Below are 16038 nucleotides of genomic sequence, written 5' to 3'. Positions count from 1 at the left end.
TTTCCTTTACCCCCCAACATCCTGCACTTGCCTATGCTGTTCCCATCCGCCGCAGGGCCAGCGGGTGGCGGGCCAGGGTGATTGTCTTCTGCCGTGTATAGAAGGCTTCGCAATCCAGGCCGCCTTCCGCACCGACGCCGGATTCCTTCCAGCCGCCGAAGGGGGCCCGCAATTCCCGCATCATCGGTGTGTTGATCCAGACGACGCCGGATTGCAGTTCTTCCTGCGCGCGCAGGGCCAGATAAATATCCTGGGTCCAGACATAGGATACCAGCCCGAAGCGGGTGGCATTGGCGATGCGGAAGGCATCGTCCGGCGTGTCGAACAGCAGAATGGTGGCGAAGGGGCCGAAAATTTCTTCCCGGCAGACGGTGGCGCCGGGATCGTCGGTCAGGGCGACGGTCGGTTCCAGATAGAAGCCCTTGTCGAACCCTGAATGTGCCCTGCCGCCGGCCAGGATCTGCATCCCCTCTCGCCGGGCGGTATCGGCATAAGACAGGATGCGGTCACGATGCGCGCTGGACGCGACCGGCCCCAGTTCCGTCCCGGCATCCAGCGGGCTGCCAATGCGCAGTCGGGCAACGCGTTCCAGGAAGGCCGTGATAAAGCGGTCTGCGATGGAACGCTGCACCAGAATGCGCGACCCGGCCAGACATTGCTGGCCATTATTGGTGAAGATACCCAGCAGGGCGCCATCCACCGCCTGATCGAAATCGGCGCTGTCGAAAATGATATTGGCGGATTTGCCGCCCAATTCCATGGTCGAGGGCTTCAGCATCTGCCCCGCTGCCGACATGATGGCGCGGCCCGTTGTCGTGCCACCGGTGAAGGAGACAAGGTCCACCTCCGGGTGGCGGACCAGGGCATCGCCGGTCACAGCCCCCCGACCGCTGACCAGATTGACAACCCCTTCCGGCAGCCCCGCCCGATGGATCAGTTCCACCAGTTTGTGTACGCCCAGGGGGGCCTGTTCGGATGGTTTGATGATGCAGCTATTGCCGAAGGCGATGGCGCCGGCGATCTTCATCGCCCCCAGGGCGACCGGTGCGTTCCAGGGCGCGATCAGACCGGCCACGCCGACAGGCTGGCGGCGCACCAGGGTCATATGATCGGGGGCCTGATCATAGATCCGGCCAGCGGCCTGCCCGATATAATCAGCAAAGAAGCGGAAATTATGCCCGGCGCGGGCAATATGCCGGGCCTTGGCCTGGCTCAGCGGAATGCCGGTATTCGCCGTCTCGATCGCGGACAGTTCGTCGGATGCGGCATCAATCACATCGGCAATGCGGCGCAGCATGGCTTGCCGCTCTTCCACAGACTTGCCATGCCACCGGCCATCCTCAAAAGCAATGCGGGCGGCCTGGGCGGCGCGATCTACCAGATCGACGCCGGCCTCCGGGATGGCGGCCAGGGTTTCTTCCGTAGCCGGATTGATGACGGGTTGGGCGGGGCCATTGCCAGTTACGGGCTGGCCGGCAATGAAGGCGCTGAAATCGATCGACATGGCGGCTCCGCTTCCCTTACTGGATCTGCGCCGACTTGCGCAGGGCCTCGATCATGGAGGAGCGCAGCAGATAGGCCCGCGCGCTTTCCGGATTGGCGATGATACGCAGCAGATCGTCCAGGATCACGCGCCGCTTGGCGGGATCGCGTTCCTGCATGCGCGACCGGTTGCGGTCGGCCTGGGCCAGCACCTCTGCCTCCGCGATGGGGCGGCGCTGGCGGGTATAGCGGTCCAGCAGGTCCAGCGACGCACCGCGCCAGATTTCCGTAAGGGTGCTGGACAGGTTGAAGGCATCATGCAGCCCGCCATTCATCCCCATGCCGCCGCTGGGGCTGTTGATATGCGCGGCATCGCCGGCCAGCACGACGCGGCCATTGCGGTAATCGCGGGTGATGCGCATATGGACGCGGTAGGCACGGGCCTCCCCGATCTCATATTCCGCATCACGCGGCACGATCTCCTGCATCTTCCGGTCGATATTTTCCGGCAGCAGCGCTTCCTCGATCGGCATGCCGGGATCGGGGTAGAGGCTGCAGCGCCAGCGGTCGGGCAGGCGCAGCAGGCTGAATGTGCCGTCCTTTTTCCAGACATAGTTGACGTTGGACAGGCCCGGCAAGTGGTCTTCAAACCGGAAGCTTGTGGTCGCCAGGATGGTTGTCTCCGGGTAGGTGACACCATCGAATTCCAGGCCGATCAGGCCGCGCACAACGCTGCGCGCGCCATCGGCGCCGACCAGGAACAGGCCGCGCAGCTTCTCTATGCCCGACGGCCCTTCAACCGTCGCGGTGACACCGTCGCCATCCTGCGCCAGATCGGTCAGCCGGGTGGAAAAGCGGATATCGACCAGCGCCTCGCCCTGCAGCCGTTCCAGCAGCAGCACGCACAGGCGCCATTGCTCACATTGCAGGCGATAGGGATGGGCGGTGTCGTCCTTCAGCACAGACAGGTCAAATTCCGCCCGCTCGTGCGTGTCGTGCATACGAATTTGCCACGAAGGGCAGATCCGGCCTTGCGCAATCAGGGGGCTTGCGAAACCATGCTCATCCAGCATGTCCAGCGTGGGCGGATGGAAAGTGGAGGCGCGAAGGTCGCGGGGCAGCTCGGCTTCCTGCTCCATCACAAGGGAAGGGATCCCCTGACGGGACAGGAGATAGGCCGTCATCAGGCCGACCGGCCCGGCACCGACGATAAGGACACGCCGTTCGGATGCTTGCATGGTGAGGGTCGCCGCTTGTTTATGCGCTAATTTGTATCCACTATAAGACAATGCGACGCCCTGACAACCCCTGAATCGACTTTGTTGTATTTATTTTAGTACATTCCAGGCTAGGCTTGTCTGAGGTGTATTAATATTCAATTAAATCAATATGTTGGCGCAAATTTTCGGTAGAATATATTGCTTTTCCGACAAAAGCGCTTGTCTCTGCATTGTCTGGTGATGTACTCATTAAGAGACAATATCGTGCCGTTCCGGCATTGATGCTTCTGCCGCGGGAGAGTCCCCATGTTGCGGCTTCTGATCTGGGCCCGCGACTTCGCGTTCCTGCTGGTCGCCACCATGACGGTGCTGTTCTTTCTGGTCCGGCTTGCCGGTGACCCGGCAATCATGCTGGCGGGGCCGGACGCCACGCCGGCCCAGTTGGATGCGGTGCGCCAAGCCTATGGTTTCGACCGCAGCCTGATCGAGCAATATCTGATCTTCGCCTCGCATATGGTGCGGCTGGATTTTGGCACCTCGCTGGCAGATGGCATGCCGGCGCTGGACAAGGTGCTGGATACGTATCCGGCCAGCCTGTTCCTGGCCGTGATGGCCATGGCGTTGAACCTTGCTGTCTCTATCCCCGTTGGCGCGTGGTTGGGGCAGGAACGGGGCGGGGCCGGGCGTCGGCTGGCACGCGGCTTCATATCGGTGATGCAGGGCTTTCCCGGCTTCGTGCTGGCACTGCTGCTGGTCAACCTCTTCGCCGTGGGGCTGGAATGGTTGCCCTCCGTCGGTTATGCGGGGCCGGCAAGCTGGGTTCTGCCGGTGGTTTCCGTCGCATCTTTCCTGGCGCCCAAGCTGATCCGCGTGGTGGAGGCGAATACTGCCGCGGCCTATCGGTCGCATTATGTACGCACCGCTGTTGCCATCGGGACAGGGCCGCGCACCATCCTTTGGCGGCATGTGATGCCGAACGCACTGCTCGGCGCCACGGCTGTCGTGGGGGCGGAATTTGCCTTCATGGTCACGGGGCTGGTGGTGATCGAGACGATCTTCGCCTGGCCCGGTATCGGCTGGCTGCTGGTGCGCTCCACCCTCAATCTGGATTTTCCCGTCGTGCAGGCGATTGTCTTCATCATCGTCATCGCCGTTTTCCTGACCAATCTGGCGACGGAGGCGGTGCAGATGCGCCTTGACCCCCGCTTGCGTGGCCCCGGTGCGGCGGGGGGTGCCAATGGCTGAGCGTCTTTTCGCCTCCGGCCGGTCCTGGCTGTTCCTGGGTGTGCTGGGCCTGTGCCTTCTGGCGCTGGTGGCCGGGCCGGTGCTGGTGGCCCATGATCCCGCCCTGATCGACCTGTCCAAACGCTTTGCCGCCCCCTTCACGGACGGGCATTGGCTGGGCTGCGACCAGTTGGGGCGGGACATCGCGGCCCGGTTGCTGGCGGGGCTTTACCGGTCGCTGGGAACCGCCCTGGTGGCCACGGCCATCGCCTTTTGCATCGGTACCGCACTGGGCCTGCTGGCGGCGCGCAGCACCTCCCTGCTGGGTGCCTTCATGCGGCAATTGACCAGCTTCACCCAGTCCTTTCCCGTCTTTGTCCTGGCGGTCAGCGTGATCGCCATTGTCGGGTCCAACGGTTTCTGGGCCGTGGTGCTGACGCTGGGGCTGGCCACCTGGCCCGTCTTCGCCCGCGTCGCCTATGCGGAGGGCAGCAGCCTGTTGAAGCGCGAATATGTCCTGGCGGCAGAGATGATGCAGATGGGCACGGCACGGCTGCTGCTGCGCCATGTGCTGCCGGGGCTGATCCCCAGCCTGTCGGTGCTGGTCGTGTTCCATTTCGCCGACATGATCATTGCGGAAAGTGCCTTGTCCTTCCTGGGCATCGGTGCGCCCCTGGGCGCCCCAAGCTGGGGCGGCATGCTGAATGAGAGCCGGGCCTATATGCTGGTCGCCCCCTGGATGTTGCTGGCCCCCGCCGGCGCCATCATCCTTCTGGTGGTCAGCGCCCATCTGTTCGGCCAGAAATTGCGGGATGCCACGGCATGAACGGGCCTGTGAACGACACCCCCATCCTGGCCATCCGGGATTTGCAGATCGATGCCGTACCAGCCGGCGGCGCGCCGCGCCGGTTGGTGGATGGCGTGTCCCTGTCCGTAGCGGCGGGAGAGGTGCTGGGCATTGTCGGCCAGTCCGGGTCGGGCAAATCGCTCTCCGCTTTCGCCGTGGCGCGGTTGCTGCCGGATGGGGTGCGGCTGGCCGGTGGATCGGTGCATCTGGGCGGCCAGCGCATTGACGATCTGGATGAAGGGCGGATGCGGGCCTTGCGCGGCGGGCGCATCGGCTTCGTGTTCCAGGACCCGCTTTCCTCCTTCAACCCGGTGCGGACCATCGGGTCCATCCTGATTGAATCCATCCGCCGGCATCAGCGCCTGGATGCGAAATCCGCCCGCACCCTGGCGGTGGAGATGCTGGCCCGGATGCGGCTGCCGGGGAAGGATGCCTGCGTGGATGCCTATCCGCACCAGCTTTCCGGCGGGCAGCGGCAACGGGCCATGATCGCCCTGGCGCTGGCCAACGGTCCCGACCTTTTGATCGCGGATGAGCCGACAACGGCACTGGACCCGACTATCCAGTTGCAGATCCTGGCCCTGCTGAAGCAGCAGACGGCCGGCCGCGCCAGCATCCTGATCACCCATGATCTCAGTGTGGCAGCGGCCATCTGCAACCGGATCGCCGTGATGCATCAGGGCCGGCTGGTGGAAAGCGGGCCGGCGGCACAGGTGCTGACCGATCCACAGCATGATTATACACGCAGCCTGCTGCGCCATGCCCGGTTGGCACCGGCCGCGACGGGAGAGGCATGATGACGGCACCCCTGCTGACCATCGAAGGGCTGGGCGTGCGCTATGGCACGGGCGCCCAGGCCAAACAGGCTTTGTCCGATTGCAGCCTGGACCTGCATGCCGGTGAAATCCTGGCCGTGGTCGGGGAGTCCGGTTCGGGTAAATCGACCCTGGCCCGCGCCGTGGCCGGGATCGCCCCCGTCAGCCAGGGCCGCATCTGCCTGGATGGGCAGGATCTGGCCAGCCTGAAGGGGGAGGTGCGGCGCCGGGCGCGCCGGTCGATCCAGATGGTGTTCCAGGATCCCGACGCCAGCCTGAACCCGCGCCACACCATCCGCGCCATCCTGTCCGAACCGCTGGAGGTGATCGGCTATGGCGACCGTGCGGCCCGCGCCGCCCGGATCGAGGCGCTGATGGCGCTGGCGCATCTGGACAGCGCCTTGCTGGACCGGCGGCCCTCCGGCCTTTCGGGCGGGCAGAAGCAGCGGATTGCGATTGCCCGCGCCCTGGCAATGGAACCCCGCCTGCTGATCGCGGACGAGGCGCTGTCGGCGCTGGATGTCACCACCCAGGCGGCTGTGGCGTCCCTGTTCATCGAACTGCGCGACCGGCTGGGCTTGGCCATCCTGTTCATTTCCCATGACATGGCCATGGTCCGGCACCTGGCGGATCATGTCTGCGTCATCCGGTCGGGCCGCATCGTGGAAGCAGGTGCTGTCGACATTGTCATGGCACGGCCGACCCACCCCTGTACCAACCTGCTGCTGGCGGCATCGCTGGACCCCAAGGGGGCGCTGGCCGATCCGGACCTGATGACGGCGCTGACCGCGGCGGGGGAAATTGACGAGGACCATCTGGGCCGCCTGCTGGCCGCGCACCGCGCCGGACAGCAGGCCAGCCGCCAAGGAGAGTGACATGATCACCGCACCGCACGCGATGTTGCCCGACCTGACCGCCGAGGATCGCAGCCGGCAGAGCGCCATCGTGGCGCTGCGCCGCTTCCTGAACGCCCAGGTGCGTCCCCGCAATATCAGCCATTATGAAAAGCAGGGCGTGCCGGCTTTCAGCGCCGCCCATGGTCACGCCCCGCAATCGCATGAAGAGGTGGCGGATGCCTTCCGCCTCAGTTCCGGTTACCGGACCTGGAGCGCGATGAACCGGGCAGCACAGGAACTGCTGTGGCAGACGGCAGGGGAACCGATCCTGCGCCATGATGAGACCCTGCGCGAGACATATCGGCGGCTGACGGCGGAGCGGCTGGAGACGGTCGGCGGCGGCCTGTCGCTGGACCCCGGCCTGTCCGGCATCGGTCTGGTGGCCGATATCGACATTCATCTCCAGCCCGGCGGTTATACGCTGGACCGGGGGGAGGCGGATGTGGTGGCCGGCGCGCTGTATGAGATGGGCGGGCGCGTCTTTTCCGTCGGGCAGGGGATCGGGGCCGGGGACAGCAAGGCTGGCGCCGTCATCGCCTTTCTGGCGGAACGGTTCCCCGACCTGAAGCCGCGCCGCATCCTGGATATCGGCTGTTCCGCCGGGGCGGCGGCCTGTGAATATGCGCTGCATTTCCCCGAAGCGGACGTGCATGCCGTGGATATCGGCGCCGGCATGCTGCGCTATGCCCATGCCCGCGCCCTGGCGCTGGGGGCGCGTGTCTTCTTCCATCAGATGGATACGGCGCGGCTGGGCTTTGCCGATGGGGAATTCGATCTCGTCGTGTCCCACAATGTCATGCATGAGATCGATAATGATGTCCGCCGCGCCATGATGCGGGAAAGCCGCCGGCTGCTGGCGGCCGGGGGCGTCGCCCTGCACCAGGATGTGCCCTATCGCTTCCAGGATCTGGACGTGCCGCATCAGGTGGAAAAATCCTGGGATGTGGAATTCAACAACGAACCATTCTGGGTGAAATACGCCACGGCTGACGTGACGGGCGATATGGTGGCAGCCGGCTTCGATGCCGCCACCGTGCGGGAGGAGCGCATCCCCAAACTGCGCGGACCCGGCGCCTGGTATGTCGCTTACGGACAGCAGACCGGCGGGACGCGGGGATGAGGATGCGGCGAACCCTTCTGGCGCTTCCCCTGCTGTTGCTGGCGGCTATTTGCCCGCCGGCCCCCGTGCTGGCGACAGCGATGGCGGCGGAGCCGGCACCGCTGGAACTGCGCATGGCGGTTAATTCCCTTCCGGCCAGCCTGGGCAACCCGTTCCGAGGCAATGGACGGCCGGGGTCGCAGGTCTGGGCCGCCATCTTTGATGCACTGACGGAACTGGATGAACAGGGCCGGTTGCAGCCGGCCCTGGCGACGGCTTGGGAGCCGGTGGGCCCAACCGTCTGGCGCTTTCACCTGCGCGACGATGTCCGCTTCGGTAATGGCCGGGTGTTTGATGGCGATGCCGTCACCGCCGTCATGGAATGGCTGATGTCGCCGGAAGGGCGGCGTTCCGTCATCGGCAATGAGTTGCGCGGCGTGAAGGCCGTGCGCACCATCGATCCGCTGGTGGTGGAGATGGAAACGGCTGAGCCCGACCCCATCCTGCCCAAGCGGATGGCCGCTGTGATGATGGTGGAGCCGGACCTGTGGCGCCAGTTGGGGCCGGACGGTTTCGCCCAACAGCCGGTCGGGACCGGCAGCTTCCTGCTGAAAGGCTGGGATCAGCGGCGGCGGCAGGCCCAGGCCGTGGCCAACCCCTATCGCTGGCGCCCCAGCGCCGTGACGGGCCTGACCTTCATGGAATTGCCCAATGCGGCAGTACGGGCCCAGGCCCTGCTGTCCGGTGATGTCGATATTGCGGGGGTGGAGATCGACGAGTTGGAGCGGTTGAAGCGTAATCGCTTCCCGATCCTGATTTCCCCCTCCATGCAGGTGATGTCCATCGCCTTCCGGGTGGAAGGAGCGGCACCGAACGCGCCGCTACGGGATGTGCGGGTGCGGCAGGCGCTGAATTATGCCATCGACAAGCAGGCTCTGGCTGATGTGCTGCTGGAAGGCCATGCCGCACCGGCAGGACAGCCGGCCCCATCCTTCAGTTTCGGGTATGATCCGGCGCTGGCGCCTTATCCCTATGACCCGGAAAAGGCGCGTGATCTGCTGCGGCAGGCCGGTTTTACCAACGGCTTTCCCCTGAATGCCGAAGTGGTGGTGGATAGTGTGCCGGCCGATACCCTGATCTATCAGGCGGTCGCCCAATATTGGCGGGCGGTGGGGGTTGATCTGACCCTGCAGATCGTCACCTTCCCGCAATATCTCAGGAAATTCCTGACCAATAGCTGGACAGCGGATGCGTTTGGCGCCTCCTGGAACAGCTCCCCTTATAATGATGCGCTGCGGCCGATGGAGGTGTTCTCCTGCCGCCGTCCCAAACCCTTCTTCTGCGACCGCGCGCTGGCCGACCGGCTGGGGCAGGTGGCACAGATCATGGATGACGGGGAACGCCTTGCCGGGATGCAGGCACTGGCGCGCGACTATCAGCAGGCAGCGCCCGCCGCCTTCCTGGTCGATCAGATCGACCTGTTCTCCCATTCCCCCCGTCTTTCCAACATCACCATCCGCAACCGGGTGCCGGATTACCGGACCATCACCCGGGCTGGCGGGACGGACCAGCCGACGGAGTAATCGTTCATGAAACCGGCCGATGCCATTGTGGAACTGTCCAGCCTGGCCCGTGGCACCCGCCCGGCCAGCCTGGATAACAGCGAAACGGAAACGGTGCTGCGCATCGCCATGGCGATGCTGCTGGAATTGTCGGTCGCCAATGACCGGATTGACCGGCTGGAACGGGAAGTGGCCAGCCTGCGCGGCGTGGCTGTCGATACGCTGAAATCCGCCTCCCTTGATGGTGCTGCCATGGCAGAGCGGCAGGCGGCAACCGACGGGCTGATGGCCCGGGTTCTGGCCGGGCTGACGCGCCAGGATGGCCCCCGCGATGAATAAGACCGCAGGGCAGGGACTGGAATATGGTGATGGCGGTGTGCTGGGGGTGCTGACCCCTTCCGGCAACCCGACGGTGGAACCGGAGATGCAGCGCCTGTTAGGCACAAGCGTCACCATGCTGACCACCCGCATGCACAGCACGGACCCATCCCTATTACGCCGGCTGGAAATCTATGCGGAGACCCTCGATCAGAGCCTGGACAGTTTCGGCGGGATCGCCCTGGACGCGGCCTTGTTCGCCTGTACCGGGACATCTTATCTGTTGGGGGCGAAGGCCGAGGCGGATCTGATAAGCGCTTTCAGTCAGCGTGGCGTGCGCCTGCTGACGGCGGCCCATGCGATCCAGGCGGCGGCGGCTGAGGTGGGCGCCCGCCATGTGGTGCTGGTCAACCCCTATCCCGGCATGTTGCGGGAGCGGGCGCTCACCTATTGGCAGGCCGCGGGATTCACGGTTGCCGATGTGGTGGATATCGAAAATCCAACACCCGGCTATCACGCCATCTACACGCTGCGCAGCCGGATCATCGCCGATGCCTTGGCCCGCGCTGCGCAGATACAAGCGGACATGATCTTGATGATGGGGACGGGTATGCCCAGTCTTCCGGCGCTGGCGGAAACGGCGAAGTCGTCTGCATCAAAGAACAAATTGCTTCTCTCATCCAATCTGGCCCTGGCCTGGGCCGGTCTGCGCGCATTACGTACAGATTCGCCTTCTCCCGCCCAATTACTGGAAAGAGCGCTAAAGGATACAAATCAATAAATTGAAAGGAATTTTCCTAAATTTCTCTCTATCCGCGCTTTTCCAGTGTTTGTGCGGGGGAGGCGACGTGCCGAATATATTGTTATATCAATCGAGCATATTTTGTGCTCGAAAGCGCCATAAAGCGGTTGACAAAACTTCCCGCCTCCGCCCATCCTGACCCTCATAATGTATTTAAAAAAATACAAATAGACGCAGGAGGCGGTGACGCCGGTTGCGCCTTTTGGACTGAAGGCTGCACAGCAGGAGGGTTCAAGGATGAACAAGAAAATCATGGCGCGACTGGTATGTTGCGCCCCGCTGGTCGCGCTGCTGGCGCCGGCCGCCCAGGCCCAGGATGACGGCACGTTCCAGCTTGAGGAAATCGTCGTCACGGCCCGTAAAATCACCGAGCGTCTCCAGGATGTGCCGGTGTCGGTTACGGCCATGAACCGTGACGCGCTGGACCGTTTAGGCGTCAAGGATATCGGCCAGCTCAGCAATCTGGTGCCCGGCCTCTCCTATGATCAGGATTTTGGCCGGCGCCTGGATCGCCCGGCCATTCGTGGCCAGTCCTCCATCCTGGGCACACCGAACGCGGCGTCGTTCCTGGATGGCGTGTTCATTCCGGACAGCCTGTTCGGCCCGGAAATGGCCTTTGTGGAGCAGGTGGAAGTCATCAAGGGGCCGCAATCGGCGCTGTATGGCCGTCAGACCTTCTCCGGCGCCATTTCCTACGTCTCGCGCAAGCCGTCGGATGTGATGGAAGGCGAGGTTAAGCTGACCGCCGCCCAGCATGATGAATATAACGCGCTGGCAATGCTGAGCGGTCCGCTGGTGCAGGACAAGCTCGCCTTCCAGCTTGCCGGCAATTACTACACCTATGGCGGTGAGTACCGGAACAATAACCGTGCCGATAGCCGCTATGGCAAGAAGATCGGTGACGAAGAAACCAAGGCGATGACGGGCGCCTTGCTGTTCACGCCCAGCGATAATCTCGACATCACGCTGCGTTATTCCTATGGCAAGAATAATGATGGCCATGATGCCACCGTGCTGCAACGCGCGGCGAAGAATAACTGCTTCCCCAACGCTGCCGGCACCGCGTTTCAATATTATTGCGGCGTCGTCCAGGCCTCGCCTGAGGAAATCAGCCTCAATCTTGATGCCGTTGATGGCGGCGGGCTGATCCGCGAGACCTCCCGTGCCGCCGCGATCATCAACTATCAGGCTGGTGACTATCAGCTTACCTCGATCACCGGCTATACGCATTCGGACGAGGATCGTAAGGCTGATCTGGACTTCCAGCCGATCACCGGTGCCGGTGGTACGCTCCACGCCCGCGACGGCACTTATGTGGAAAGCTACTCGCAGGAATTCCGTGTCAGCGCCGACACGGTTGACGGGTTCCGCTGGCTGGCTGGCGTCTACATGTATGACGAGGATCGGGCGACCGAGCGTTTCATGTATCCGCTGAACCGGCTGCAGGATAATGGCACCAACACGGTGCGTAACTATGCCGGTTACGCCCTGGTTAATTACCAGTTTACCGATGCGCTGCGCGCTGGTGCGGAACTGCGCTACGCCGTGGACAAGCTGGGCCTGAAGGGCGGGGACAATAAGTACGGCCTGTCCAAGACCTTCAAAAGCTGGAATCCCCGCTTCACGGTCGATTATCGCTTCAACCCGGATGTCATGGCCTATGGTGTCGTTGCCCGTGGCAACAAGCCGGGCGGCTTTAATTCCGATGTCCGCTTGACCGGCGATCAGGTTTTCTATGATGAGGAATCCGCCTGGAACTATGAAGTTGGTCTGAAAACCGATTTGCTGGATCGCCGTCTGCGCTTGAACCTGGCGGCTTACTACATTGATTGGAGCAGCCAGCAGCTTACCCAGTCGGCCGTGTTCGGCACCGGTTCCATCTCCTACATCGCCAATGCCGGCTCGCTGGAGGTCAAGGGGATTGAGGTTGAAGCCCAGGCCGCTTTGACGGAATGGTGGAAGATCTCGACCGGCATTTCGGTCAATGATCCGAAATATACCAAGGGTGTCGATGCCGAAGTGGGCCGCCTGACCGGCAATAGCTCGATCAAGGGCAAGATCGCGCCGAATACGCCGAAATACCAGTTCTCCGCCGTGTCGGACTTTAATACGGCCCTGACGGAAGATGTGGATGGCTTCTTCAACGTCACCTACACCTATCGGTCAAAGAAGTATGATCAGGTGGGTAATTTCGCGTCCACCGGCAGCCGTGACCAGTTGGATGCCCGTACCGGCATCAGCTATGGCGACTACCGGGCGACGCTGTTCGTCAAGAACCTGTTCGACAATCTGGACCCGATGGGTGTCATCCGTTACGTCGATTTCGGCGTAGCTGGCAGCCCGCGCGGCTATCAGGTTTCGCTGCCGCGGGGCCGCCAGTTTGGCCTGACGCTGGAAGCGAAGTTCTGATCCTTCTTCAGGGGGCCGCTTGCCACGGCCCCCATCCTTTAGCAGTCATGTTCGCCGCCGGTCCGCCGGCGGCTTTTTTTATGCCGATGCCCGGGGGCTGGTTGGCCGGGCGTCTTCATTCCCCACATCGCGTCCCATCACCTTTTCCAACGTGTTGGGTCGGCCGAAATAATAGCCCTGGAACTGGTTACAGCCCTCCTGGGTCAGCACCACCATCTGACTTTCGGTTTCTACCCCTTCCGCCAGGATCGGGATTTCAAGGCTTTTACCGAGTGCCAGGATGGCCCGCACAAAGGCACGTGCCTGCCGGCTGCGGTCCAGGTCGAAAATGAAACTGCGATCCAGTTTGATCTTGTCGAACGGAAAAGCCCGCAAAGTCTCCAGGGAGGAGAAGCCGGTACCAAAATCATCAATGGCAATCGTGACGCCCAGGTTCTTGATCTGTCGCAGGATGTGGAGAGCCCTTGTCTTATCGCTGATGAAAGCGGATTCCGTGACCTCAAGTTCAAGACGTTCCGGCGACAGGCCGCTTTCCGTCAGGATTTCCTGCACACGGTCGGGGAGGCGACTATTGCTGAGCTGAAGCGGTGATAGATTGACGGCGATCTTCTCTTTCACCGGCCAGTTGGCGGCATCGTTGCAGGCCCGTTCCAACACCCATTCCCCCAACGCGGAAATGGCTCCGCACTCCTCCGCCAGGGGGATGAAAATGTTGGGAGGGATCATGCCCTGCTCCGGATGGTTCCAGCGCAGCAGAACCTCGTACCCCGTAATGGTGCCGGTGATTGCGGCCTGCTGCACCTGGTAATGCAGGAAAAACTGGTTCTCCCGGATACCGGTCCAGATATCTTTGGCCAGCGCACGGCGACCGCGGGCCACCTCATCCATTGAGGCGTCATAGAAGCAGATTTTTTCTTCCAGGTTCTCCTTGGCGCGATACATGGCCATATCGGCGTTGCTCAACAGCTTTTCTGCTTCCGTCGCATCTGTCGGATATATGGCGGCGCCTAAGCTGGCACCCGGCTGCACTTCGACATGATCGAGCTGGACAGTCCCGGTCAGGGCCGTCAGCAGACGCGTGAGAAACTCATCAAGCTCTTCCTTCCGGCGGAAAGGCTTCAGCGCGACGAATTCGTCGCCCCCGAAGCGGCCGATCATCTCGCCCTTCTGCATCCCCGCCCGCATGCGGGACGATAGGGCGCACAGCGCCTCGTCCCCCACGGAATGGCCATGGGTGTCATTGATCTCCTTGAACCGGTCGAGATCAATATTGATGACCGCCACCTTTGTATCCGTGGCATCCGCGGTGCGCATCGCCGCCTCAATTCCTTCCATGAACTGGCGGCGGTTGGGCAGGCCGGTCAGGGCGTCATGTCGCGCCATATGGCTGATACGCTGCTCGGACTGAACGCGGGCCGTTACATCCTCCAGCGTCATCACCCAAGCCCTGCTGTTGGTGGGTGAATAGGTTGTGCGGATGATGCGCCCGGACGGGAGCTGGGTTGTCACCTCGCCAGTGCCGTTGCCGATCAGTGATTTATAGCGTGCGATCCGATCATGCGCGTTGGCGGGGTTGAAAAGACACAGATCTTCCAGCGTTTTGCCATGGAGGTCGATAGTCGGGGCGATGTCCAGCAATTCGCTCAACCGGCGGTTATACATGATAAGTCGGCCATCCTCGCCAAACAGGCACAGGGCATTGGCCATATGTTCCAGGGCAAGCGCCAGATTGTCTGACGTTTTTTTCAACCGTGCTGCGGCGAGCATCTGTTCGGTACAGTCGCGGGTGATCTTGGCAAACCCGATCAGTTGCCCATGTTCATCCTTGATGGCGTCGATGACGACATGCGCCCACATCCGGCTGCCATCTTTGCGCAGCCGCCAGCCTTCCGCCTCGAATTTACCTGTCTCTGTTGCAATGCGTAAATTTTTCTCTGGTATGCTGGCAGCCCGGTCAGCCGGGGTGTAGAAGCAGGAATAATGCTTGCCGATAATTTCCGCAGCACCATACCCTTTGGCCCGCTGGGCACCGGTATTCCAGTTGGTCACATACCCGTCCGGATCCAGCATATAAAGGGCGTAATCGGTAACCCCTTGGACAAGAAGACGGAATTTCTCTTCCCCTGCCGCCGCCGTCGCCTCTGCCTGCATGGCGAAGACGGCTGCCGTCAAGCCGGACAGCAGCAGAGAAAAAGCAACGGCAGCAATGGTGACAACCAGCACCACCGGCGACAAGATGTTCTCTGACATCTCCTCCGTGGGGTCCGGTATGGCGGTTACAGCCCCCATGGCCGTGAAATGCAGGCTGACAATCGATAAGGCGAGCATCAGGCTGGCCACAAAGATGGTAGAGGACCGGCGGTTGGAAATGCTCAGCAGATAAAATGCCGGAAGAGCAAAAAGAATAGAGAAGATGAGCGAGGCGGCAACCAGACCGGTATCCCAGGAAATGCGGCCCGAAAACTCAATCGCATTCATTCCCATGAAATGCATGGATGAAACGCCGGCGCCAAAAATGATCGCCCCGGCCATAGCCCCCAAACGGCCCTGGATATAGGCCGCAAGCGCCAGGGCAGCAGAGGTGGAAAGCATTGCCACGCCCAGCGACCCCAATGTCAGCGGAAGCTGATAGCCAACCGGAATGCCGGGGTCATAGGCAAGCATCGCGACAAAATGAGTGGCCCATATCCCGAAACCGCCAACCCCCCCGCCTGTGACCAGCCAGATCAGCCGTGCCTTTCCTTTCACATCCTGTGCCCGATGCAGCAATTTCAGCGCCACATAGCTGGAAAGGATGCAGAGAATGACGGCCACGCCGACAATCCGCAGGTCATGTTCATAAGCGAGGCATGTCAGTACACGATACATCAGACACCACGGCAGGAGGCTTGGTCGAGGACAGGGTAATATTACAATGGATGTTATCTAGGTATTGTGGGTTATGGCTTTTAGCGTATGTAATTGCTCTGCCGCATAGAGCTTGATGCGGCAATCCCGGTAAATGACGCAAATCTACATGGGTCTTTATAATAGAGTTCCAGCCATGCTGGAAATAGGGTGTGGCGGTCCGATCGTATATGTCTCCCCGGGATCTTCTACCTTGCCAGCGCTGCCCTTGCTGTCGCGAAAATGATGGAAGGCATTTAATCTCCGGAAGGTAAGGCGATAGCGCGCGGAGATTTCTGGCATAATAAATGACAAACCAATTTTATATTATAAGTTACATCGTTATGGGGATTTTCCCTTGTTTCCAAAAATACATAAAGTGTTGCAATTTAATTTCTTGGCAATTCAGGCAATTATAGAAGTCGTTAATTTTTGATTCATTGACATCGTTTAAATCAACCGTTCTCAAGCGGTGGAG

12 protein-coding genes are annotated in these 16038 nt (G+C 61.7%); 9 read left to right on the top strand and 3 right to left on the bottom strand.

The annotated features are described in order from the left end of the window. Positions 1–31: 31 nt before the first annotated feature. A complete protein-coding gene (locus G473_RS26930) occupies positions 32–1504 on the bottom strand; it encodes an aldehyde dehydrogenase (protein ID WP_051330277.1) in 1473 nt (490 codons plus the stop codon). A gap of 16 nt (positions 1505–1520) precedes the next feature. After that, a complete protein-coding gene (locus G473_RS0113695) occupies positions 1521–2720 on the bottom strand; it encodes an FAD-dependent oxidoreductase (RefSeq protein ID WP_029013564.1) in 1200 nt (399 codons plus the stop codon). Between the two features lie 288 nt (positions 2721–3008). On the opposite strand from G473_RS0113695, the gene G473_RS26925 reads away from it, so the two are divergent. From G473_RS26925 to G473_RS0113650, 9 genes are all read left to right on the top strand, one after another. Continuing rightward, positions 3009–3947, top strand: coding sequence for an ABC transporter permease (locus tag G473_RS26925; RefSeq protein WP_051330276.1), 939 nt, complete (start codon positions 3009–3011; stop codon positions 3945–3947). Further along, entirely contained in the window at positions 3940–4752 is an 813-nt protein-coding gene (locus G473_RS0113685; RefSeq protein ID WP_154667405.1) for an ABC transporter permease, read from the top strand. Before G473_RS26925 ends, G473_RS0113685 begins: the two co-directional genes overlap by 8 nt. Next, positions 4749–5570 carry an ATP-binding cassette domain-containing protein gene (locus tag G473_RS26920; RefSeq protein ID WP_051330274.1) on the top strand — a complete coding sequence of 274 codons (822 nt, stop codon included), beginning with the start codon at positions 4749–4751 and terminating at the stop codon, positions 5568–5570. Before G473_RS0113685 ends, G473_RS26920 begins: the two co-directional genes overlap by 4 nt. After that, positions 5567–6463: an ABC transporter ATP-binding protein gene (locus tag G473_RS26915; RefSeq protein ID WP_084438116.1), complete on the top strand. Its 897-nt coding sequence runs from the start codon at positions 5567–5569 to the stop codon at positions 6461–6463. Before G473_RS26920 ends, G473_RS26915 begins: the two co-directional genes overlap by 4 nt. A 1-nt stretch (position 6464) precedes the next feature. Further along, positions 6465–7604 (top strand): class I SAM-dependent methyltransferase, encoded by a 1140-nt coding sequence (locus G473_RS26910; protein ID WP_051330272.1) that lies wholly within the window; start codon positions 6465–6467, stop codon positions 7602–7604. A 2-nt stretch (positions 7605–7606) separates the two neighbouring features. After that, positions 7607–9166, top strand: coding sequence for an ABC transporter substrate-binding protein (locus tag G473_RS0113665; RefSeq protein ID WP_029013562.1), 1560 nt, complete (start codon positions 7607–7609; stop codon positions 9164–9166). A 6-nt stretch (positions 9167–9172) separates the two neighbouring features. Further along, positions 9173–9484 (top strand): hypothetical protein, encoded by a 312-nt coding sequence (locus G473_RS0113660; protein ID WP_029013561.1) that lies wholly within the window; start codon positions 9173–9175, stop codon positions 9482–9484. Continuing rightward, positions 9477–10244 carry an aspartate racemase/maleate isomerase family protein gene (locus G473_RS0113655; RefSeq protein WP_029013560.1) on the top strand — a complete coding sequence of 256 codons (768 nt, stop codon included), beginning with the start codon at positions 9477–9479 and terminating at the stop codon, positions 10242–10244. The genes G473_RS0113660 and G473_RS0113655 overlap by 8 nt, the downstream gene beginning before the upstream one ends. A gap of 258 nt (positions 10245–10502) precedes the next feature. Next, positions 10503–12674 (top strand): TonB-dependent receptor, encoded by a 2172-nt coding sequence (locus G473_RS0113650; protein ID WP_029013559.1) that lies wholly within the window; start codon positions 10503–10505, stop codon positions 12672–12674. A 78-nt stretch (positions 12675–12752) separates the two neighbouring features. On the opposite strand, the gene G473_RS26905 is transcribed toward G473_RS0113650, so the two are convergent. Further along, positions 12753–15542, bottom strand: a complete 2790-nt coding sequence (locus G473_RS26905; protein ID WP_051330271.1) for a bifunctional diguanylate cyclase/phosphodiesterase — start codon at positions 15540–15542, stop codon at positions 12753–12755. Between the last annotated feature and the right edge of the window lie 496 nt (positions 15543–16038).

The sequence above is a fragment of the Niveispirillum irakense DSM 11586 genome, from assembly GCF_000429645.1.
GTDB lineage: Bacteria > Pseudomonadota > Alphaproteobacteria > Azospirillales > Azospirillaceae > Niveispirillum > Niveispirillum irakense.
This window is presented reverse-complemented; position numbering and strand designations above follow the sequence as displayed.